General features: G+C 63.2%; 9 protein-coding genes. 1 reads left to right on the top strand and 8 read right to left on the bottom strand.

All coding sequences use genetic code 11. The annotated features are described in order from the left end of the window. The first annotated feature begins 132 nt into the window (after nt 1-132). On the top strand, nt 133-1,029 hold the full coding sequence (locus ACQY47_RS27550) for a helix-turn-helix domain-containing protein (protein ID WP_099550140.1): 897 nt from the start codon (nt 133-135) through the stop codon (nt 1,027-1,029). 512 nt (nt 1,030-1,541) lie between these two features. Here the strand turns inward: ACQY47_RS27550 and ACQY47_RS27545 are convergent. The 8 genes from ACQY47_RS27545 to gspK all read right to left on the bottom strand — a co-directional run bounded on the left by ACQY47_RS27545 (nt 1,542) and on the right by gspK (nt 23,601). After that, complete coding sequence (locus tag ACQY47_RS27545; RefSeq protein ID WP_428553619.1) at nt 1,542-14,159, bottom strand: filamentous haemagglutinin family protein; 12,618 nt, start codon at nt 14,157-14,159, stop codon at nt 1,542-1,544. 227 nt (nt 14,160-14,386) lie between these two features. Continuing rightward, nucleotides 14,387-15,559: a substrate-binding domain-containing protein gene (locus ACQY47_RS27540; protein WP_017139649.1), complete on the bottom strand. Its 1,173-nt coding sequence runs from the start codon at nt 15,557-15,559 to the stop codon at nt 14,387-14,389. A gap of 471 nt (nt 15,560-16,030) precedes the next feature. Further along, nucleotides 16,031-17,242 (bottom strand): type II secretion system inner membrane protein GspF, encoded by a 1,212-nt coding sequence (gene gspF / locus ACQY47_RS27535; RefSeq protein ID WP_017139650.1) that lies wholly within the window; start codon nt 17,240-17,242, stop codon nt 16,031-16,033. Beyond that, nucleotides 17,242-18,660 carry a type II secretion system ATPase GspE gene (gene gspE / locus ACQY47_RS27530; protein ID WP_428553615.1) on the bottom strand — a complete coding sequence of 473 codons (1,419 nt, stop codon included), beginning with the start codon at nt 18,658-18,660 and terminating at the stop codon, nt 17,242-17,244. Before gspE ends, gspF begins: the two co-directional genes overlap by 1 nt. Nucleotides 18,661-18,787: 127 nt before the next feature. Further along, nucleotides 18,788-21,112: a type II secretion system secretin GspD gene (gene gspD, locus ACQY47_RS27525; protein WP_428553612.1), complete on the bottom strand. Its 2,325-nt coding sequence runs from the start codon at nt 21,110-21,112 to the stop codon at nt 18,788-18,790. Then, a complete protein-coding gene (gene gspM, locus ACQY47_RS27520) occupies nt 21,109-21,621 on the bottom strand; it encodes a type II secretion system protein GspM (protein WP_428553609.1) in 513 nt (170 codons plus the stop codon). The genes gspD and gspM overlap by 4 nt, the downstream gene beginning before the upstream one ends. Then, entirely contained in the window at nt 21,614-22,699 is a 1,086-nt protein-coding gene (gene gspL / locus ACQY47_RS27515; protein ID WP_428553606.1) for a type II secretion system protein GspL, read from the bottom strand. Before gspL ends, gspM begins: the two co-directional genes overlap by 8 nt. Next, entirely contained in the window at nt 22,696-23,601 is a 906-nt protein-coding gene (gene gspK, locus ACQY47_RS27510) for a type II secretion system minor pseudopilin GspK (RefSeq protein ID WP_395600951.1), read from the bottom strand. The genes gspL and gspK overlap by 4 nt, the downstream gene beginning before the upstream one ends. Between the last annotated feature and the right edge of the window lie 5 nt (nt 23,602-23,606).

The following is a 23,606-nucleotide window of genomic DNA, read 5'->3' as shown; positions in this document are numbered from 1 at the left end:
TCGTCATGGGTTGGTTGCACGCGCCGACTTGTACTCCCGGCGCATTGAGGTCTATCTTGGGCCAGCCTTCAAACGGCATCTATCCACTTTGCACGAACCATAACGCACCAATAGAGTGCGCCCAGGTTACCCATGACACAGGCAACAGCTTTGCGCGTACAGGCCTTCACCACCGGTGATGTGGCCGCTCAATGCAGTGCGACACCCGGTTGGGTGCAGCAGTACCAGCAGATGTCCCCAGGGCATTTTGCCGGGCAGATCCGCTACCTCGACCTGCACGGCGTCGAGGTTTACGAAGAGTGCATGAACACGCGCGTGGAGCAGCATTTCAATGCGCCACCGGGCTCCCTGGCGTTCTGTTTCGATGGCAGCGACAACGCGCTGTACATGCTCAATGGCGAGAGCCGCAACACCTGGATCACCCCGGAAAACTACCGCGAAGTGGCGGTGGTATTCGGCCCTCAGTTCGTGCAGCGCCATGGTTTGGATGTGGCGAAACTTGAGGGGTTGTTCATGGCACCGTTGACGTGCCAGCAGAACGCGCTGTTCACCCGTTGGCTCAGTGGCACGCTGACACGGCTGTCTGCGCTGACTGACCCTATCAGCCGTGATGCCCTCACCCAGCAATTGCTTGATGACTGCCTGTTTATTCTCGACAACGCTTGTGTGTGCCTGGACCGCAGCTCGTTGCAGCGGCGCAGCGACGAGCGCCTGTTGATGGCGCGTATCGGTGAATGGGCGGCGGATGCGCCGGATGAAACCGCCAACCTGCTGGAACTGGCGCAGATCGCCGGTGTGCCGTTACGCCAATTGCAGCAAGGCTTTAAGACCTACACCGGAATGAGCCCGGCACAGTGGTTGCGCTTGCGCCGGTTGAACGGGGCGCGGCGTGAGTTGTTGAGCTCGACTCGGGCTACGGTGGCTGAGGTGGCGATGAACTGGTCGTTCTGGCACTTGGGGCGGTTTTCGCAGAGTTATCGGGCGTTGTTTCGCGAGTTGCCCAGTGAGACGCTCAGGCGTTTGGGTTGACGGATGTTTTTGGTACTGACCTGGGGGCCAAAGGATGTAAGAGCCGCAGCAACAGCAGAGCCATACTCGGTCAAAGGTGGGAGCTGGCTTGCCTGCGATGGCATCAACCGGTTGTACCTGATGTACCGAGGTGTCTGCATCGCAGGCAAGCCAGCTCCCACAGAAAAGCAGCTCTTCAGTGTATGCAAATCCGCTTTTCGCTTTTGATTCAACCACTCAGGTCGGCTACTAGGCCGCCGTGCTGTAGATTTTGATCTTGATCTGAGGCGCCCCGTTAACCACGGATTCAAGCCTTCGTTCTGGCACACCGAGCATTAGCGAGGTGCCGAGTGGTGGGGCACAGACCTTTTGGTTACTTTTGGCTGGGCCGGCATTCCGGGCGTTTGCCAAAAGTGACCCGCTGTAAAAGCGGAACCCTAGGTCGCTATCACCCAAATAACGGATATACACGCAAAAAAAAGGGGCAATCACCGATCGCCCCAAACCTACAACGAGAGGTCCCGCAAAAACCCTTACAAACTAATCTGCCTACGCTCCTCGTCAGTCAACCGCGCCCGCGCCTGTTCACTCAACGGCCCCGCGCCCAACACCTGCACCGGACTGCCGGGGTTATACCCCGAGGTCTTTTGCTGGCCCGCAGGCTGCGGTTCACGCTCCACCGGCTCAGCGCCAAAACCCAACACCTCCACCGTCACGATCGAAGCCCTGCCCTGCTTCGCCGCCGCCTGCTGACTGCGCGCCGCGTCCTCCGCCGCCTGGGACGCCGCCGCCCCCGCCGCACTCGCCGAGGTCATCGCCCCAGTGTTGACCGCCGCCGTCACCGGCACCCCGGACGACTTGCCCTGGGTCTGGATATTGGCCGCGTTCACCACGCGCAACGCCGCAATGTTGACGTTGCCCGAAACACGAATCCCCGCCTCGCCCGCATCAATGGTGCCCGCCGGCGCCAACAGGTCGATATCACCGGCCGGCACTTCGGCAATCGGCGCCAACGTCGCAATACCCGCCCCCGCGCTCGGCACGTTGGGCGACAAGGTCACATTGCCCCAGTTGTCATACACCCGCTTCGGCGGGGTATAGAGCACGGTGGTTTTCGAACCCCGACCGGCGTTGATATCACCGGCATCGGACCACGCCAGAATCGAGCCGCCAAAGGTGGTCATGATGCGGCTCTGGCCCAACAGGATGCTGCCCTGGGCATACAACTGAATATCTCCGGCACCCTGGGTCAGCACCCCGGCAGTCGCCGGCGGCGCAGTCCCTTCAATACCGAACACCTGCTGCCCGCCAGGGCTGAGCATCTGGATATCGCCGCCAAACCGGGTATGCACCCCGGCACCGCCATACAGGGTGATATCGCCGTCATACACGATCGGGTTGCCCGCCACGTCCTTGCTCGGCAACAGCCCATCGATCGCCGCGCGGCTGCGCAAAAAGCTGCCGGAACGCGGGCCTGCGCTCAGGTTGAATTCACGTCCGCCCGCGCGCACTTCGGCGAAGTACACCGAGCGCGCAAAAATGCGTTGCTGCTCGGGCCCCAGGCCGGCGAAGTACGCCCGCGCCTGGTCGGCATCGCCACTGAAGGCATAGCGTTCCTTGAGCCATTGCAGCAGTTCGGTCTCGTAGGTTTTCACCACCTTGCCCGTCTGCCCGGCCAGGGGCACACCGTCGAGCGCTTGGTTGGCGCGGTCCAGGTAAGGCGTGACGAACTTCAGGTAATCCAGGCCGTTAGGCCCTACCCCGGCTTCCAGCACGATAGACGCACCTGGTCGCGAATCCCCCACCGCCACCGGGCCCAGGCTGGTGATGGAGGCTTTGTCTTCCATCAACAGATTACGCCCTGCACTGACTTCCAGGGTGCCGGGGCCGGCGACGTTGAAGCTGCTGTAGATAATGTCGCGTCCGGCAGACACCACCGAGACATCCTCTGGACGGTTGTGTACGAACAGGTTGCCGCGGCTTTCGCCTGTGTAGTCGCCGTTGTCAGCAAGCAACGCCGGAAACACCGTGGATGTGCCCAGATACGTGCCTGAGCCGACAATATCGCGCCCCGCTCGCATCCACACCGGACCTGCAGATTCATAGCGGACCTGCCCTTGCCGACCGCTGCTGAACGTGATGATTTCACCACTGCGCAAGCCGACGATATCGCCTTGATTGGCATAAAACCTGGCCGGCTGTGTCTGGGCTGGCGGGCGCGCAAGATCGGTTGGGCTGCGCAAGGCAAACAAGGAAAGATCAGCCTGTATCGCGTCACCGCCCAGGTTGTCGATGACGCGATTGAACCCGTTCCTGCCAACAAAGGCTGGCGCCAAAGGCGTCGCTATGGAACTCAGGCTGTCACCCGACTGGTTGACTGCATAGCCACTGGCGTAGATGGAATCGCCGGCCAACATCGCCAGCCGCCCCTGGCTCGATGGCGCCAGCAATAACGAGTAAACGGGATTATTGGGCAGCGGGCCAACGCCCAACGCGGACGCACCGAGATAGATGCTGCCATTGGCTGCCACCACACCCAGTTTGGAAGGGAAGATAAAACGCCCATCGGAGCTTGAGTAGTTCTGCCCTTGCAAAGGCGCAAGGATGCCTGACCTGGCAAGCGACATGCTCTGCACGCTAGGCGTCAAACTGCCACCTGCGGAAAAAAGGTCAATGGCCGTGCGATCGGTCCACAGCGAGAACCAGGTGGTCCCATTGCCATAGTCTGTGCCGTTGTAACTGAATGCCTGGGTATTTTCGGTAGAAACACGTCCTGGATCGCCTGTCCCCGCCAGCACCAAGTCACCTCGGGTCGACAGGTTGGCCGTGGCGTCCCCCAACATCAACGTGATACCGCCCGTGGCCGTGCCCAGGCTGGCGGTGTACGGTGAGTAAGCACGGCTGTCCTTGGCATCCTGAGATCCGGGCACTTCACCGTAGTTCAAGGCAATGCCCCCCAGGCTGCCTGCTTGCAGGTTCAATGCACCACGCAGGTTGGTCAGTACGCCGTTGAGGCTGAGCACCTGCGCTTTATAATCGGCTGACAACGTAGCGGATTTATCACGGCTCGCGCGGGCATCCAGCCCGGGGTTCAAATCACCGCCCATGCGCACATCCAGATCACCGCCACCGGTGAGCAGCAATCGCCCGTCGACCACCCGGCCAGTGCTGCCAACAGCCAGCACCAACCCTTCGCTGCGCGGTGCTCTGACTGCACCGGGATCGCCGCGACGAACGAGCATGCCGGCATCGCTGCCCAAGTCCAGGGTCAGGTTGCCACCGCCCAGGGTGCCTACACCTGTGAACCCCACCAGGCGTGGAAGCAGGTTTATCTGTGCGCGGTCTTCGAGTTCGATGTTGGCACCACTGTCGCTTTTAACGTAAGTACCAAAATTGATCCACCAACTGGCAGGTGTCGGGGTCACACCCGCAGTGTTTCCGGTACCTTGGCGCCACAACCAATTGCCCAGGTTCGCACTGTTGAGTTGAGTGCGACCGTCATTGGGCATGATCGCGTCGGTGAGCGGCGTCCAAACATCGCCTGTCAGGCTACCACCCGTGCGCAACAACACATTGCCGCCCCCATCGGGATACCAAGCGGCATAGGGGCTGCTTTTATCGACAAGCGTTTCATACGCCTTGGCCGCGCTGCCCAGCACCGTTCCATCCGCTGAGGTGGCGCGAGCGCGATCAAACTCAGCGGCGGCACTGCCTGCACGAGAAGCACTGGAGGCGCCGGCGGTATAAATACCATAGGGCGACTTCATCGCCACATTGCCCGCGGCTATCAAGTCCAGATCCCCGGTGCCGGTGCGCAGCACGCTAAAGTGCTGGCTCACGGGTGAGACCCGTTTCACCGGCCCGATGGTGACCTGCTCAGGTATTGCTGGAATCGGTTCGCCCAGGGAAACGCACAAATCAGGGTCGCAGGTGCCTTCGTCCTGAGGCGATACCGGCTGGCCCGGTACAAAGCCGAAGAGTTCCCCGAGGTCGCTCCATACGTACTTGACGCGAATACACATGTCGGGTTCATCACACAATCCCGACTCGGACTGCGACACTGGAGTCCCTGCCTCGTAACCGAACAGCTCGGCGGCCAAATCACTCCAGTACCATGCCCCACCCGGCCGCGCCGGTTGCGCCGGGATGATGATTTTGTCGTGGGTCTCATAGATTCCGTAGTGCGTGTCGGCCAGGGTCAAGTCGCCGGCGTAGGCTGGCTGGATCGCACGGGTATCAGCCGCCTGGGTATCGGCACCGGACACCAGGCGCAATGACCACGACTGCGAGCCCTCGGCCAGCATCGGTGCCACGGCCCAGTTCTGGCGCGCCGTGGCGCCGGTCACGGTGCGCAACGGTACCGACACCGCAGCATTGGGCAACTTGACGTCTGTACCATACGGAATCAGCGCCCCGACCTTGAGGGCCAGGTCACCGGCCAGCAACACACCGTCCGTTGCACTGCCCGTCACGCCCCCACGGCTGGGCAGTGGCACGCCCGCCGGCCAGGTCATGGCGCGCAGCGAAGCCGCGCCGGCCAAGACCGTGCCCGCCTCCAGTTGTGTTCCGGCCGCCAGCACCACAGGCTGCTGCAATAAGGTGCCCGCGGCGTACAACAGGTTGCCGCCACTGTCGCGCACCGTCGCGCTCAACACCGTGTTGGCCGGCAGGGTCAGTGGCGCGTCGAGTGTGCCTCGGGTCGGCAGCACAGTGCCTTGGGCCAATGCAGTGGCCTGGATCGGTAACGGGTAATTGAGGGTCTTGCCCGTGGGGAATGCGCTGCCGTTGGCGAGTACCACGCCAGGGCCGGGCACAATCACATCGGCACCGAACCCTTGCAGCCCCGGCGTCAGCACCCAGCCATTATCGTCGGGCGTCTTCGGTGGCGGCGCAAAGCCATCGTTGATGCTGCCGTAGACATCCAGGTTGCCACCGGCACGCACCACCAGGCTGCCCACCTCGCCCGAGCCGTACACCGAAGTCTTCGGCGTGTTGGGGTTGACGCTGGCGTAACGGTAGCCGGAAAGGTCCAGGTCGCCGCTCACCACCAGGTCGCCCTGGGTGACGATCTCCACACCTGGGCGCAAGTGGAACGCCTCGGTATAACGGCTGTTATTCAAGCCCGCGAGCTTGCCCTGCATCAGCCCGGCGTTGTTAAGGGCGTTGTTTATGAAAGCCTCGGCAAGCGCGTGCTTTTGCGTGAGGTAGTTCTGGTCAATCACCTGATACGGTCGGCCACTGGCCGACGGTTCTGTGCCCACCGGCGCATCGCTGTAACGGGCCACCGCGTTGACTGCAATGGCGCGGGCGCCCTGGATGTTGACCTGCCCGCTGGCGTCGATGGCCACGTCATTGGCATTGAGCCGCGGTGCGTTCAATTCCAGCGTGCCCCGGGCCACGCCGTCAGAGTGTCCCGGACCACTGCCCGGGGCCGCAGCGGTGCCGTGGCGCAGGTCGATACGCGCGCCATCGGCCAAGGTCAATTGACCGTCGCCACTGTTGAGTTCCACCATCGCTCGGTTCGGCGCATCGATGATCTTGCCGTAGCTGTCGACCCGCAATACGCTGCCGTGCGCATCCAGCAGCGCGCTGCCGGCAAGGGTCACGCCCTGCTTGCCAGCCAGGCGAATACTGCCGACCCGCTCGCCACTGGCATCGACCGTGCCCAGCACCGTCAGGCTGCCGTTATCCACCGAGACATTGACTTGATTGGCCTTGAGTTCATCGCCAATCACCAGGTTGCCCTGCTTGAGCTGGAAGCTGCGCGAGCCAACGACCTGGCCCTGGTTCAAGCGCTGGTTCAAGGCGGCAAAGTCCCCTACCTGCTGCGCGCGGATATCCACACCACCGGCTTTGTACGGCACCAGGGTGCCACCGGCATCGTAATAACCGCTGCTGCCGGCGCGAACCTGCCCTTGCAAGTCGACCTGCCCGGCACCGGCGTCCACCGCCACAGCCTTGAGCAAGCCGCCCTGATTGAATTGCGCAGACACGTCGATCAACGCGCCTGTCGCCTGGCGAATGTTGCCATGACGGCTTTCCAGGCTGACATCACCGCCCCAGCTGTATTTACTCACATCGCTGATTTGCACTTTGCGACCACTGAGGTCCAGGCGTGAAGCCGCGCCAAGGGTCAGTTCTTCATCGGCACTGAGGGTGAGCTTGCCGCTCGGCAGCACCACCGAGGTATCCAGCGCCACGCTGCGACCGGACAGCAGCAGCTCGGCGCCCAAAGCGTCGATGGCCGCTGCATTTACTGGCGCTGTGCCGCTGGATGGAGCCTTCACAGTCAACGCGCCCCCGACGCTGATGCGATTGACCGAGCCGGCTTCGCCGGTCAACAACGGCGTGCTGATGTTCAGATTGCCGCCGCTGTAGGCAAAGCCTTTGCCCGCCTCGTAAGCACCTTGCGACTGATGTACCGTCAGGCTGCCTTTGTGGTTGGCAGTGACACGCTCGCTGGCGTTGAGGTTGACCGTGGCAAAGCCCAGCGTCATGCGGCCATTGTTGGCCAGGCTGTCGGGCTGGGCGTCCCGGCCATAACCGAACGCAATGCGCCGGGCCTGCAACTCCAGGGTGCCGCTGCCGGTGCCCGCACCATTGCTGATTACGGCTGGCGGCGTGCTGGTGGCGCCACCCCATACCAGGGTGCCGGTCTGGATCAGCGCCACATCACTGGCGCTGCCATACCCATAGATCGCGGGCGTGGTCAGCAGCAACTCATCGAGCAGCGACTTGCCCGAACTGTCGAGGGTGCTCAGCGTGGTGTTGCCATAAAAATTCAACGCTTGCCCAGCGGTCAGCGCCAGGCTTTGCAAGGCCGGCGCACCGCTGGAAGCATCGCCGCGCAGCAGGCGGTCCAGCACCTGCTGGTTGAGGGTCAGGCCCGACGGCAGCACACCCCGCGCAGCGGCGTCGGCCAGCGCTTGGGCACTGCCGACGTTGATCCCACCCACCGCCAGGGCCAGATGGCGGGTGCCATAGCGCACGCTGTCACTCAAGGCAAACCGGTTGGTGGTGGCAAAGGCTATCGAGCCTTCGGAATAGAGTGATGCGTCGCCGCTGCAGGCACTCAGGCTGCATTGGCCGATAAGAATGCTGCCCGGCCCACTGGGGCCGTCACCGTTTACCGGCGCCAGCATCTGCAAACGTCCATTGGAGACTGCCAACACGCTGCGGGTGCCCGGCCGGTAGATAAAACCATCATCGGAGTCATAGGCGGCCTTGCCGCGCCCCAAGGTATTGATCGACGCACCTTGCTCGATTTCAATCGCGCCCGATGACCTGCCCGACACCAGGAATACTTCCGGCGCCGCCAGGGTCGCGTCCTGGCGCACAACCACCGAGCTCGCGGTGATGGCTGCCAGGTCGGACCTGACAAAGTTGCCACCTTGGCCATACACCACCGTCAGTTCACCGCCCACCACCAAACGGGCAGCCCCCAAGGCATTCAAGTCGCTGGCCCGCACCGACGCCATCAATGCAGCGCTACTGGCCGTTGCGGTGTCAGAAACCACTTCTATGTCGCCACTGGACAGCACCGCAACAGTGGCACCAAAACCGCCCTGTGCGGGTTTGAAGCGCCCCTCACCATCAAAGCTGAACCCCAGGTCTTTTTGACCGCCCACCAGTCGCAATCTCAGGGTTTTGGCATCGGCTTCAAGCGCAGCACGTGGCACACCCAGGCGTGCCGCGTCCGCGCGAATAAAGTCTGCGTAAGCGGTTTCGTTGTACTGGGAATAACGGCGCAATACCTCAGCCGGAGTGACAATCAACTGGCTCGATAAACTGTCACGAATGTGAGTACCGGCAACCGACAGCAAGCCTTCGGTTGACCAGGAACCGTTATTCATGGCCGCGGCGCTGTGCATCGCGCCGCTGGCGAACGGCGCGGCCAAGCCGTTGATCTCCAACCGAAACGCCCCTGGCAACAGGGCGTAAGTGGACGGCAGCAAGGTGTAGGTCCCCTGTGGCAGGCCAGGCACACCCGCACCGATATTGATTTGCTGGCCGACCAGAGGCTGGGTCGCGCCCGCTTCGCCGCCGCTCGGCGCTACCCAGGGCTGGCTGCCGGGGACAATCGCATAGATGGGGTTGGTGGCCAGGCCCGGTAAGGAAAAGCGTCCGTCCGCTCCGATTTGCACCAAGGGGTTGTAGCGCGCATCCGTGGAACCGCCGCGCCCGGAAACGAATGCCGCGCCAAGCAATTGGCCGCCACCGGAAAGGTCCAGCACTGCGTCCCGTTGCACATTCAGCGAGCCGCCCGCCAGTTGCACACCCACCGCCGCATTACCTGTACTGCGGGTGCCGCCAACGCCCAACAACTCTACCTGCTTGCCGTCGTAGCGCCACGTCACGCCGTCGACTGTTCCACCATAAGGCAGCACCAGGCCACCTGCGCTGACAGAGGTCAGGCTGCCCGGCAACAGATTGATCACTTTGGTAGCGCGCGTAATACCACCGTCCACACCCAAGCTGAGACTGCCCATAGGCGCGCGAAGCACACCGCCTTGCTCGATGGTCGAGGCGTTCAGCGATAGGCTGCCGAACACTGAGTAAGGCAGCGCCGGGTCCGTACTGCGCACCCGGCCAATGCGCAACGTACGCGCCGGGTCAAATTCACCGCCGGTGTTACCTGCCGTCACCTCGGCAACGGCCCCGGTCGCCGGGTAAATCTGCGCGGCGATCAGGTTCAGGTCGGCTTGGGTGGTCAGGGCGGTTTGGGTTTTGTCGGCGCTTCGGGCCAGAAAGCGCATATCCCCCTGGCTGACCAAATGAGCCTGGTCAAAGGCACGCCGGTCAATACCGTTGGCCAACGCTTTGGAGCGCTCGGCATGGGCGCCGAAATTGACGCTATCACGCACATCCAGCACGTTCGACGCTTCGACGCTCAACAGGCCAGCCGTACCTTGAGTGGAAACGCCGCCCTGGACCGTCGGGCGCACCAGGCTGTCGGTGGCGCTGTTGTTGTTGCCCACCCCGGCAAGGCGCACATAGGGTGCGGTCAAAAACACCTGAGACGGCTTCGCGGCGCTATCGGTCAAAGCCATGGCCCCTGAATACAGGCTCAGGCTCTGCCCCAGACGCAAGGCCACATCACCGTCAAAGCTGATCAGGCCGTTGCTCAGCAGCGACAGGTTGTCGAAACCGCCGGCGCTGACCTGGTTGGCCGTCAGCCGTCCGTACCCGTAGGTCAAGCCGCCCGCCACCGCTTCGGGCGTACTGCCGATCGGTAAAGGCGCGCCTGAATCGGCGGCACTGACGATCAATTCACGCGCCTGGCGCACACGGGCAACGGCGGTATCGAGGTACAACGGCGCTTCCAGGGCCACGTTCAGGCTGCCACCCGCCGCACCGGCGCCGCCACTGTTGGCGCTAAACGTGCCGTCCAGATAAAGGCCGTTGCTGGAAGCCAGGGAGATGTTGCCGCCACGGCTGGCGACCACCGTGGGGCCAGCACCGGACATGTCCAGTAGCGCCTGGCTACCAGAGGCGTCCAGGCGTGCGCCTTTGCGCACCACCACAAACAGGTTGGCCGCGCTGGCGATTCCGGTGGCCGGGTCGATCAGCCCGCCAATCACGATAGTGCCGCCCTGGCCCACCACGCCGTAGCGCCGCCCCAGGCTGTCGACAGCCGTGGCTGCGCGTGCGGCCACGTCCAGCACGGCGTGTTCGCCGACCCAGATCGAACGGTCGTGACCTTTGGCCTCAACACCATCGGCCACCGTGGGCTGCACGCTGACGCCACCCAGGGTGATAGTGCCGCCCCAGGCATTCAACGTGCCGTCCACGGTCAACTGGCCAATGCTGCGCACGCCGATGGACTGGCCCGGATCCACGTTGATCACCGCACCCTGGCCAATGCGCGCCTGCACCGCCGCCATCTGCGCCGCAGTGGACAATGCGGTACCTGCTTGCAAGCTCAGGCTCGCGCCTTTGCGCAGGGTCAACTGGCCCTTGGTGGGGGTGTCGCGGTATTGCGGCGGCGTCCAGATTTGCAATGCGCTGCGCGGGTCGGCGCCGCTCACCAGGTTTTGCGCGGTGTCATTGAGGCGGTAAACCGGCGCAGTCACGTCGACCTGAGTACCGTCGGCCACTAACAAACCTTCGTTGCCGGTGATGTCGTAGGCACCAAAGCCTTTGTTGAAGAACCCGCTGTCGAGTTGCAGCGTGCCCGCCTGGGGCGCGGCCGGCTGATCACTGATCAGCACCTTGCCGGCCTGCACACTCAAGCGCCCGCCGCCACTGACGCCATAGCCGAGCAACTCGCCGTTGAGGGCCAGGTTGCCGCGGCTGCCTGCACTGTTGGCGTTGGCCGCAAGCGTGACGTCGCCGCCCTTGCCACCGATCAGCTGGTTCCTGGCATCCAGGGCCGCGCCGGAAGACACGTCCACCCGGCTGCCGGCTGCCAGGCTCACATCGCCACTGCTGCGCAAGGCCACGTTGCCGCCGTTGAGGTAAGGCAACCGGCTGCTGTCGCTCACACTGAGCAACTGGTTGCTCCACAGGCCGCTGGTATCCAGCGACACGCCAGCATTGACAACCAAGCTGCCGCGACCACCAAGGGTCACGTCGTTCTTGCCGGTCGGCGTAATCTGCGCCTGCACGTTGCCCAGCTGCAGGCTGCCGGAGTGCGCGGTGAGGTTGGCATTGACCTCGATCTTGGGACCAAACAAGGTGATGTCACCGGCGGGCTCCACCTCCAGTGCGCCATTGACCAGAATCGAGCCGGTGCTGGCGACCTTGATCGACCCCAGTTTCGTCGCGCTCAACGCCTCACTGTCCAGATACAACGTGGACACCCGCTCAGCCGGCAGTACGCTGTTCAATTCCAACCCGGCCGCGACCGCAGCGGCCCTTGGCCCCAACACCACGTTCTTCACCATGTTGGCGTCTGCGCCCAAGGCATACTGCAACTGGGCGCTGTCCTTGACGTAATACGGCACATAGCTGCCCACCATCAGGGCGGCGCCACGGGCCACGGCTTTTTGCGATTGCAGGTAACCGTCCAGGCCTTTTTGCGCGGCCTGGGTCTGGCGCTCACCCTGGTAGGTGTCGCCGACAATTTGCCCTTCCAGCACGGCGCCGGCGGTACTGACGACCAGGCGCCCGGCATCCCGCCCGACGGTATAGCCGGCTTCACTGCGCTCGCGCGGTGCGATCAGCGGGTTGTAGTAATAGTCGGTCACGCCCCAGCGCTGGCTGTGGTCTTCGTAACCCTTGTAGATCCCGGTGTAGAGCAAATCCCCCGGCGCACTCGACAGTTCGTACAAGCGTCCATCAGGGCCTTTGAGCCAGGTTTGCTGAATCTTGCCAGCCTGCACATCAAGGGTGCCGCCCGACAGGTTGATCTGCGAACCTTGCCGGGTCACCACGTCCTTGCCGCTGAACGTCACGGTGCCGCCCTGGGCCATCCATTCGCCAATGCCGTGGTTGCGCGTGCCCAGATAGCCGCCCACTTCCAGCAGGCCGCCCGCCGTGTACCAACGGTCGGTGGCATAACCGTTGGTGCCGGCCGGCACAAAAATCAGGTCGCGGACATCCACCCACACATCGTTGTTGTTCAGCGCTTTGCCGTCACGGTTGACCGCCGCATCGCGCTGCTCGTTACCCTGGATATTGACCTTGACGCTATTGGACTCCATCGCCAACTTGACCCCGATGGCGCCGGACACGTCGATCACTGCGCCGTCACGCAGCAAGGTGCGCTGCGCGGCCTTGACGCCGACCTGGCCACCCGTCGCCAGCGTCAGGGAGCCGCTGCGAAAATCCACCGTGCCGTCGCTGGTGATTTCCACCAGGGATTGGTCGCGGCGATACACGTCAGCCGGCACGACGTTACCGGCCTGGTCAGCCGCCGGGGTGATCAACCCGGCGCGCTGGCTGTCGAGGGCGTTGCTGCTGTCGAGCACAATGGCGCTGAGGCTGCCCTCGCCCAGGCTTACGCTGGCGTTGCTGCCGGAGCCCTTCAAATGCACGGTGCCACGTGCTTCCACCGAGGAGCTTGAAAGCACCACGCCGTTTTGCAGCACCTGCTGGCCGGTCAACGTGATGTCCCCCGTAGAGGCCTGGATCAACCCCGTGTTGCTGGCCTTGCCACTGCCGGTGACGCTGACTTCGTTGCCGCGTGTAGTGGAGGTGACATTGCCGTCGGTGCTGTAGCCCTTCTTGATCACAAAACTGTCGCCCGCCGCCAGCACAGTCTGGCCGCGTGCAGTGGAAATGCTCCCGGCGTTTGCCACCTCTTTGCCCAGCAACAGCACATAACCGCCACCCGCCGTCGATGTCGCGGGCACCTGGGTCTGGATCTGCGCGCCGCGCTCGACCGTCACATTGCCGGCGGCCTGGGCAAAACTCGGCGCGCTGTTGCTGGCGCTGTACAGGCCCCTGGCGGTGAATTGCTCATCGCTGAACCCGGTGGCTGCCGCCACCAGATTGCGCACATTGACCTGGCTGCTGCCGCTGAACACCACGCCGTTGCCGTTGACGATCATCACCGTGCCGTCGGCCTTGATCGCCCCCTGGATCTGGCTAGGCGCGGTGCTGTTATTGATCTTGTTGAGCACCGCCCAATCGCTGTTCTGCTGGAACTGCACGGTGGTGTCGCGGCCCACGTTGAAGGTTTGCCAATTGAGGATCGCCTTGTCGGCCGTCTGCTTGATCGACACCAGCGTCTTGCCGTTGGCATCGGTCTGCACCGGCCCTTCGGCGTTGACGAACAGCGGCTTGCCATCTGCGCCAATCACCACATTCAAGCCATTACCACCCAGGCCGTTGTGGATGCTCTGCGGCCCCGCGCTCGCGCTGCTTCTGGCAGCGGCCTGCACGGCCTGTTGCGCGGCAATCGCGGCGACGCTGGTATTGAGGTTCTGCAAGGAGCGCTGCAACTGCTCGTTGCCGCGCTGTTGCTGGGACAACGGCGGCGGCGTTCCCGGCATCACCACACCCGGTCGTGCGCTGCCGGCCGTTTGCGCTGCGCCCTTGGCCGCAAACCAGCCCGAACTGAACGCCTGAGGCTGCGCCGCGTGGGCACCACCGGCAAACACCAGCAGCGCAATGACCTGGGCCAGGGGTTTGAGCAGCAACACTTGACCTGAGGTGGCAGGCACCTTGTCGGCACGGGTAGCAGGCAGCTTCAGTCGGGAACGCATCACTTACAGGTCCTTTTGACGGGTCAGGCGAACGACGGGCACGCAAACACTGCGCGGCCACGTGTCGGGGTTATTGCTTAAGGCAGTTGCCGGGGGGCGCGACCGAACTGTTGTCACACAATGTTCACGCAGTGCGGTTCAACTGGCTGGTTGGGCGAGGAAACGACAAAACCGGCAATGACGCGAAGTCATTGCCGGTTGTGGGGCAAACCCTGTCGAGACGGGGCTTACTGCGGACGGCCAATACCGTTGCAGGTGTTGGTGTCGCCCAGGCGCAGGGCGCTGGTGGTGGCGTAGAAGTTGTCGTGGACAGCTTTCTGCCAAGTAGCGGACAACGGGATGAACGAGTGGCTGCTGGTGGTTGCGTTGTTCAAACCGGTGTAGTGACGGTTCAAGAACACACGGATACGCGCGGTGTCAGTGGTGTCTTTGTAGCACTGGCTGAAGACCAGGTTGGTGTAGCCCACAATGGGGTAGCCTGCGGTAGGGTTAGGAAACGTAGGGACCCAGTTCAAAGGATTTTTGGCTTCGTCGCTGCCAAGAACCGGAGGTACAACACCGTCAAGGCTGGCTTGAACGTTGACTTCAGTCGGCAGGAAACCGTTGACCGAAGCAACAGCGGCAGCGCTGTTGAACTGTGCATAGTCAGGGCTGACGTAACCGATGGCACCGTTGTTGTTGGTAATGGCAGTGGCAACACCTTGACTGCCGGTGACCGCGATGTAGCTTGAGCCGGCCGGAGCGCTGGTGGCTGGGTCAAAACCGATGGCGGTGACGAAGCTGTTGCTGACAGCCGGCACCGAAGCAGGTTTTACCGCCTTGAGGTGGTTGGTCAAGATCTCGGTAGTGCCGCTGGTTTCCTGGCGATAGACCACTTTGATCTGCAGGTTTGGACCCGCAGCCCCGTTGAATAGCACCTGGTTCCAGTTAGTGATTTTGCCGGCAAAGATATCAGCCAACTGGCCACTGCTGAGCTGCAGCGATGTCTTGCCGTCGATGTGGTAAGGCACTGTCACCGACGTGGCCTCGGCCGGGATTTGAATCAACGGGCCGTAGGCGGCACGGCCGTTCACGGCGTCAGCATTATAAGCCGCCAGTTCCGCAACGCTAACGATCGAGTCACTGCCCGCATAGTCAACGGTGATGCCGGCAGCCAGTTTCAGCTTGGTCGAATCATTACCGAAGAAGGCCTTTTTGCCGTCGCCGCTGCCTACACCGATATAGGGGTTAAAACCAGGGACGGTGGCAGAGAGGATGCCGGTAGCCGTGGTCGAAGTGGCCGTGCTGCCGTAGAGTTTTTCCGGCAGGGTGGCACCGCCACCGACCACTGCGGCCATGGATTGGGCGGAAGCCAATGCTGCAACTACCAAAGAGGCTGCGATCATAGTGCGCTTAAACATGAAGAATCTCCTTTCGTCGTGTTTGTACGTTTGGGTAGAGGGCTCTTGCATGACGCTATGGCTTCGGTCCCAAGCCGTGTTCCGGGGGTGGCTGGGGTTGAGGCCATGGGTAGGCAATTTCGCAGCATCCGATGACAGCAAAAGGAAAAAACCTCGGGAGGAAGCGCTTGATTTTACGAAAGATTCTCGGGTGTTTCGGTCATGCTTTTGAGCGGTTTGGGGGCAAGTGACAGCGGGGTTTCAGCGGGGTTTTGCTGGATGCGGTGTGGGCTGTGTCGCGGTGGGTTGGATGTGACGGAATGAGGAACCCGAGGTTGCAGTGATGCATATAGGGAGCGAGCAGAATCAACTGAATAAAACCGACCCAGATGTGGGAGCTGGCTTGCCTGCGATGCAGATACCTCGGTACATCAGGCACACCGAGTTGATGCCATCGCAGGCAAGCCAGCTCCCACATTTGACCGGGTGCAATCAGGTCACCAGTTGGTTGATCTCGATGATCGGCAACAACACCGCCATCACAATCACCAGCACCACCGCCCCCATCACCACAATCATCAGCGGCTCCAGCAACGCCGTCATGCCCATCGCCCGGCGTTCGATATCGCGGGACAAGGTCTGCGCCGCACGTTCAAGCATCGGCGGCAGTGAACCGGTTTTTTCGCCGCTGGCAATCAGGTGAATCAACACCGGCGGGAAGACCTTTTCCACTGCCAATGCAGGCGCCAGGTTAACGCCTTCGCGAACCTTGGCGGTGGCATCGTTGACGCACTGGCTGAGGCGGTCATTGGACAAGGTCTGGCGCGCCGCCTCCAATGCCCGCAGCAACGGCACGCCGGCGCCGCCGAGAATCGCCAGGGTCGACGCAAACCGCGCAGTATTGAGCCCCAACACAAACCGCCCGATCAGCGGCAAGCGCAGCACCCGGCTATGCCAATTGAGCCGCGCCAGCGGGTTGCGCAGGTACAGGCGCCAGCCCCAAAACCCACCGACAATCAAGGCAAAACACAACCAGCCCCAGGCGCGGATAAAGTCGCTGGCATTGAGCATCGCCAGGGTCAGCCCCGGCAGGTCCTGGCGCGCCTGGGAAAACGCGCTGACCACCTGCGGCACCACATAGCTCAACAGGAAAATCACAATGCCAATGGACACCAACCCGACCACGCCGGGGTAGATGAACGCCGTCATGATCTTGCCGCGCAGGTTGTTACGCTCCTCAATGTAATCGGCCAGGCGCTCCATCACCTGGGCCAGGTCACCGGACTCCTCCCCCGCCGCAATCAAGGCACGGTAGATCGATGGAAAATCCCGTGGCCGCGCCGCCAAGGCGTCGGCCAAACGCATGCCGCCGCGTACATCGCCGCGCACGGCGGCCAGGGTCTGGGCGATGTGTTTTTTCTCGGCCTGCTCCACCGTGGCACTCAGCGCCGCCTCCAACGGCAGGCTGGCGCCCAGCAAACTCGCGAGTTGCCGCGTGGCCCAGGCCAGATCGTTGTCCGACAGTTTGGGCGTGAACAGGCTGCCGCCGCCGGCCGCCGCTTGATTACCCTCAATCTGTACCTGCAACGCGGTCAAGCCACGGCTGCGCAACTGGGCAAACGCCGCGCTCTGGCTGTCGGCTTCCACGTGCCCGGCTTCGATTTTGCCGCTGGCATCGGCGGCTTCGTAACGATAGCGATTCATCAGGCGTCCCGTGTCACGCGCAGGATTTCTTCGACTGCGGTGGCGCCGCTGCGTACCCAGCGCTCGCCATCCTCGCGCATGCTGAACATGCCGGCGCGACGTGCAGCCAGGCGCAAATCCTGCTCGCCGGCGCCTTGGTGGATCAGGCTGCGCACATCGTCATCAACGCAGAACAATTCATGGATGCCGGTACGCCCGCTGTAACCGATCTGGTTGCACTGCGCACACCCCACCGGCCGCCAGGTGCCAGGCGCCGCCGGGTCTTCTTGCTTGCAATGCGGGCACAGGCGCCGCACCAGGCGCTGGGCCAATACGCCCAACAATGACGAGGCCAACAGGAACGGCTCGACGCCCATATCGATCAAGCGGTTGACCGCCGACACCGCGTCATTGGTGTGCAAGGTGGCGAGCACCAAATGCCCGGTCAACGAAGCCTGCACGGCGATTTGCGCGGTCTCCAGGTCGCGGATCTCACCAATCATGATGATGTCCGGGTCCTGGCGCAGAATCGCCCGCAGTGCCAGGCCGAAGGTCATGTCGATCTTGGCGTTGACCTGAATCTGGCTGATACCGGGCAAGTCGTATTCCACCGGGTCTTCGACGGTGAGAATATTGCTGGTGCTCGCATCCAGCCGCGCCAGGGCAGCGTATAGGCTGGTGGTCTTGCCGCTGCCGGTCGGCCCGGTGACCAGCACGATGCCGTGGGGCTGGCGGATCAAGGTATCCAGGCGCGCCAGCAGTTGCGGCTGCATGCCCAGGGTTTCCAGCTGCAAGCGCCCGGCCTGTTTGTCCAGCAGGCGCATCACGACCCTTTCGCCATGCCCCGTCGGCACGGTGGACACGCGAATATCAATCGGCCGCCCCGCCACCCGCAGGGCAATACGACCGTCCTGGGGCAAGCGTTTTTCGGCGATGTCGAGCTGGGCCATGATCTTGATCCGCGACACCAGCGCGCCATGCAGCGCCTTGCGCGGCGACACCACATCACGCAGGGTGCCATCGACGCGATAGCGCACCACGGAATGGGTTTCGTAGGGCTCGATGTGAATATCGCTGGCTTCATCGCGCGCAGCCTGGGTGAGCAAGGCGTTGATCATGCGGATCACCGGCGCGCCGTCCTGGGTGTCGAGCAGGTCGGTGATTTCGGGCATGTCCTGCATCAGGCGGTCGAGGTCGACTTCGTTCTCAGCCGCGCCAACCACCGCCGCCGCACTGCCGGTGTCGGCATAGGCACTGGTGAGCAGGCCGTCGAGTTCGTCGTCGCGCACATGCTCCAGGCGTGATTGGCCGAACTGGCGCTGGACCTCGCTGATCGACCAGCCGGGGGTTGAGGGGCAAACCGTCAGCAACATGCCTTCATCGCTGGGGCGCAGGAGGATGCGCTGGGACTTGGCCCAGACGTAGGGGAGCAAACTCATACACCACCGTACATGTGGGAGCTGGCTTGCCTGCGATAGCGGACTTTCAGCTGAAAAATGTTCAACTGACCCACCGCCATCGCAGGCAAGCCAGCTCCCACAGTTTGATCTTCATACTTCAGGTAGATCACGGCCGCACCTGCGAAACCGGCACTGCCCGAATCACCGCCCTTGGCCCCTGCTGCTGCGCCCCGGGAATCGCCTTCTCCACCGAAGGCAACTGCGGCGCCTGCACATCCGGCAGCGCCCAACTGTGCTCCGGCTGCAACCCGCCCTGGGCGCGGCGCATGAATTCATAGCGGTTCAAGGTGATACTGCGCCCAGCGCCACTGTCGCGAATAATGTAGGGGCGTAAAAACACCATCAGATTGGTCTTGGTGACGCTGCGCTTTTCATTGCGAAACAGCGCCCCCAACCCAGGGATATCCGCCAGCCACGGTACCGCGTCATTGCTCTGGCTATAGCCGTCCTGCAGCAACCCGCCGAGCACCATGATCTGCCCGTCATCCAGCAAAATACTGGTGTCGATCGCGCGTTTTTGGGTCACCGTGCCCGCCTCCACCGAGGCGCGCGTGTCGACGCTGCTGACCTCCTGGTAAATATCCAGCTTCACCGTGCCGCCTTCGGAAATCTGCGGCCGCACGTTCAGCTTCAGCCCCACCTCTTCGCGCTGTACGGTCTGGAACGGGTTGTTGCTGGTGCCGCCGCCACCGGTGACATAACTGCCGGTGACAAACGGAATGGTCTGGCCGACAAAAATGCTCGCTGCTTCGTTGTCCAGGGTCAGCAGGTTCGGCGTGGACAGCACGTTGGTGCCGCCTTTGCTCTTGAGGGCGCGGGCCAGCACCTTGAGGTCGAGCACCTTGCCGATCCCCGGAATATCCACGCTGCCGTTGACCAAGCCGACATTCAGCCCTTTGGGCAACACATCAATGCTGGTCTTGCCGCTGGTGACCAGCCCACTGCCGCCCAGGTTAACGCCGCCAAAACCGCCCTTGCCGCCCAGGTTGCCAGCCTGCCATTGCACGCCGAACTCACTGGCGTCGTCTTCGCTGACTTCAACGATCAGGCTTTCGATCACCACCTGGGCACGGCGCTGGTCGAGCATGTCGATCACTTCGCGCAGGTTGCGGTACAGCGGGTCGGGCGCGGAGATCAGCAAGGTGTTGGTGGTAGCGTCCGCCTGGATCGTCACACCACCGGCGCTGAACGCAGTGTTCTGATCGCTGGGGGTGCTGCTGTTGGCGCTGCTGCCCGAATTGTTCGACTGGCCGTAGCCCGACGACTGCACACCACTGCCGGTGGGCGTGCCGCTGCTGTTCTGAGTATTACTGCCCTGGTTGTTCTGGGAGCCGCCGCCCATCGAGCTGAGTTTGCCACGGGCCTCATCGCTGACCCCGGACTCGCTCTCACCGGTCAACAGCCCGCGCAACGACTGCGCCAGCTTGCCCGCCTGGGCGTTGCGCAGGTACACCACGTGCATATTGCTCGGGTTGCTCTGGGCATTGTCGAGTTTGTAGATCAGGTTACGCGCCAGCTCTGTGCGCTCGGGGCTGCCGGAACGAATGATGATCGAGTTGGAACGCGGGTCGCCCACCACGTTGATCTTTTGCGTCTGGTCGGCACCCTGGGTTTCCAGCAATTCAGCGACCATGGCCGCGATATCGACGGCGATGCCGTTCTGGATCTTCACCACATCGGTGTCGATGGCGCTGGGCGTGTCGATGCCGTGGATAATCTGCGCCACCCGCGCCAGGTTTTCAGCATAGTCAGTGATGACGATGCTGTTGTTGCCGGGGTAGGCGTTGATCGGGTTATTCGGCGACACAATGGGACGCAGCACCGGAATCAGGTTGACCGCATTTTCATATTGCAGCCGAAAGGTACGCGTCTGCATGCCGCTGCTGCCAGCGCTGTAGATCGGCCCGCCGAGCAGCTTGGCATCGGCCTCGGGCACCACCTGGGCGACGCCGCCCACATCCACCACGCTGAAGCCCTGCATGCGCAGCGCCGCCAGCAACATCTCGTAGGCCTGATGCGCCGGCACCTGGCCTTCGCTGACCAACGTGAGGTTGCCCTTTACACGCGGGTCCACCAGAAATTGCTGGCCGGTGGCGCGGGACAAGGCACGCACCACCGCCTGGATATCGGCGTCCACAAAATTCAGCTGTACCGGCTGGTCACCCAGCGGGTTGCGCGCCTTGAGCACCGCCGGGGCATGGCCACGGGCGCTGTTGGTCACCGGGTGCTGCACGCGGGGGGCCGGCGCCGGTTCGCGCTGGCGGTCCAGCACGGTTTCGCCGCTGCGCCGCGTGTCGGCCAATGGCTGGCCCAGCTCGCTGTCCACCAGCAAAGGCTTGGGTGACTGCGGGTTACTGCACGCGCTCAGGGCCAGCAATAGCAGCGGCGCGACTTTGCGAAAAGGCGCGGAGTTGGGGACTGACCACTTCATGAAGCTTCCTTAGCGCCAAGCGCCTGATCCATGCGAACGGTCCCGGACACAGTGCCGGCCGAGTTGTCGACGGTATCCGGGGCGCGTTGCAAGCGTGCCTCGGACACTTCCAAAGAAAACGAACGGGGGTTACCCAGCAGCCAGTCCACCACAAGGTCGGCCGGGGCCTTCTCGAAGGTCAGCCGCCAGCCACCAGAAGCCAGCGCCTGCAGTTGGTAATGACCTTGCAGGCCGGCGCCGTCGAGGGCTTGGCGCAGCGCGGTTTCATCCGCCTGACGCGGCGCCGCGACGCCCTGCAACAGCACCTGCAAGGCTTCGGCCTGGGAACGCAGCTTCGGGGTTTCGACCTGCCAATAGTCGATTTTTTTTAGCGCCGGCTGAACCAGCACCAGCCAGGTCAGCAGGCTCGCCAGGATCAGCCCGGCACCTGCCAACATGCGTCTTTCACGCACGGCCAGGCCAGTCCAGAACACATGGGACTGACTGCGCACCTGCTGCCACTTATTCATCGTCGTCCTCCTCCGGGGTGACGGTGTTGTCTGCCGGCCCCAGGGTCCAACCTTGCTCATCACGGGTCGCGGCAAAACCGGCTTCCGCCAACGCCGCCTGCCAGTCGCCTTGCGCCGCCGGGCTATGGCTGTCGGCCAACAGGCCCAGGTGCAAACGGCCCTGCTCAAAGCTCAGGCTGTCGACACTGCCGACCATAAACGGCAAGTGGCTGCCCGCCAGTTGCAGCAGGCTGGTAAAGCGTTGGCCGGGATCAGCGGCCGCCCCGCTTTGCCGCGCCGCCAACTGTTGGCGCACCTGCTGCAGAGGGTTGAGGATCACCGGCAGCTCGGGAAAGGCCTGGCGCACCTGTTGGCTCATCAGCGCCTTCAGCCGCTGGCCTTCTTCAGCCTGGCGGGCGGCGTACAGGTTCAGGCCAACGGTCCAGATAACGACGGCCAGCGCCGCACAGGCCAGCGCCCTGCCCCAGCCGCCGGTAGCACGTTGATGGAGATGCCCCTGCAAGCCCCAGGCGGGCACTGCGCCGCTCCAGCGCTGCGCAGCCTCGACCAGCTGCACATCAAGGGTTTGATCCAGGGCGTGTTGCCCCAGTGGATGCACGGTGGCTTGTTGCAGGCTATGTCGCGTGAGCAAATGCCCATCGTCCAGCGCCGCCGTGGCCACCGGCAAGGCGTACGGCGCCGGGTACAGGCCGCGCAGCTTGAGCGGCACCTGCGCCAGTACCTGGCCCAGTTGCGCCAGCCCGGCCTTGGGCACCCAGGCCACCTGCACAAGACCGTCGCTGCCACGCGGGCCGTGAGCCACCTGCATCTGATCGATTGGCCCAAGAATCAATGCCTGCGCGGCGCAGGCCACGGCGGCAGCGGTTTTGGCGGCGGGTAATGGCGGCAACTCCAGGCTGGTCAACAGGCTGTCACGCGGGTGCAGGAAGCAGTCCACTGGCTGGCGGTGCTTGCCCAATTGCTTCAGGCTTTCGCGGCCCTCGGCGATCACCCTGCCAGCGTCCAGCCAGGCGAAGCTCACCGGGCTGTCGACCGTCAGTTGATCAAGTGGCGGCAAGGCAATGCGCAAACGCTTCATACACCCACCCGCGACCAGATCACCTGCGGCTGGCGGTCTTCGGGCCGGTGCAACAACGCCTCGATCGTCACTCGGCGTTGCTCGCGACGGGCCTGGCCCTGCAAACGGAACCACTCGCTGGTAATACCCACCTGCACCGAATCCATCGCCACTTGGGGCATGCGCAGACGGTTAACAAAGTCGCCACGGTTGATAAACCAGCGCCCGCTGTCGCGCTCGGCCACCAGTGCCTGGGCCTGGGCCAGGCTGAGCAGCGGCACCACCGCACTGAGCACTTCGGCGCTGGCGGTATTGCCGTTGACCCAGGTGTTGCCGGGCAGCACGCTGACAAAAGCGTGCAGGCGCCGCAGCACCTGTGGGTCGATGCCTTCAATACCACTGAGGTCATCGAGGCTGCGCAACATCGGGTATTTAGCCGGCAGCCGCTCATCCGACGCGCCTTTGTGTACAACGCGCTGGTCATAGGAGCCGATCACCCGCTGGCTGATGCGACGGCTCAGGGCCGGGTCGACGCCGATCAGCCGACACAAGCGCTCGAAGTGCTGCAATTGCTCGTCATCTTGTTGCTGGCGATTGACTAGGTTGCGCAGGTTGAACTTGCCCTGTTCATCCTCCAGCCGCCCTTCAAACACACCACCCTGGGCGCGTGCCCACGGCTGGTCGAGGCGGGTCAACACATCCTTTTTACGCGCGTCCCACAGCAACAGGCGGCTCTGTTCCAGCGCGCCCAGCAACAGCCACTGGCCCTGCACGCGCTGCTGCTCGGCCTCAAGGCTACGGGTGAAGACGGTCTGGCGTGTGAGCATGGCGCCGGCGATCACCGCCACCACCGCCGCGATCAGCAGCGCGCTGATAATCGCCATGCCGCGCTGCTTCGCCGCTGCGGGCGAATGCCTGTTCATGGCGG

Source organism: Pseudomonas edaphica (genome assembly GCF_965277385.1).
Taxonomy (GTDB): domain Bacteria; phylum Pseudomonadota; class Gammaproteobacteria; order Pseudomonadales; family Pseudomonadaceae; genus Aquipseudomonas; species Aquipseudomonas edaphica.
The sequence above is the reverse complement of the archived record's forward strand: the minus strand, read 5'-3'. Positions and strand labels throughout refer to the sequence as shown.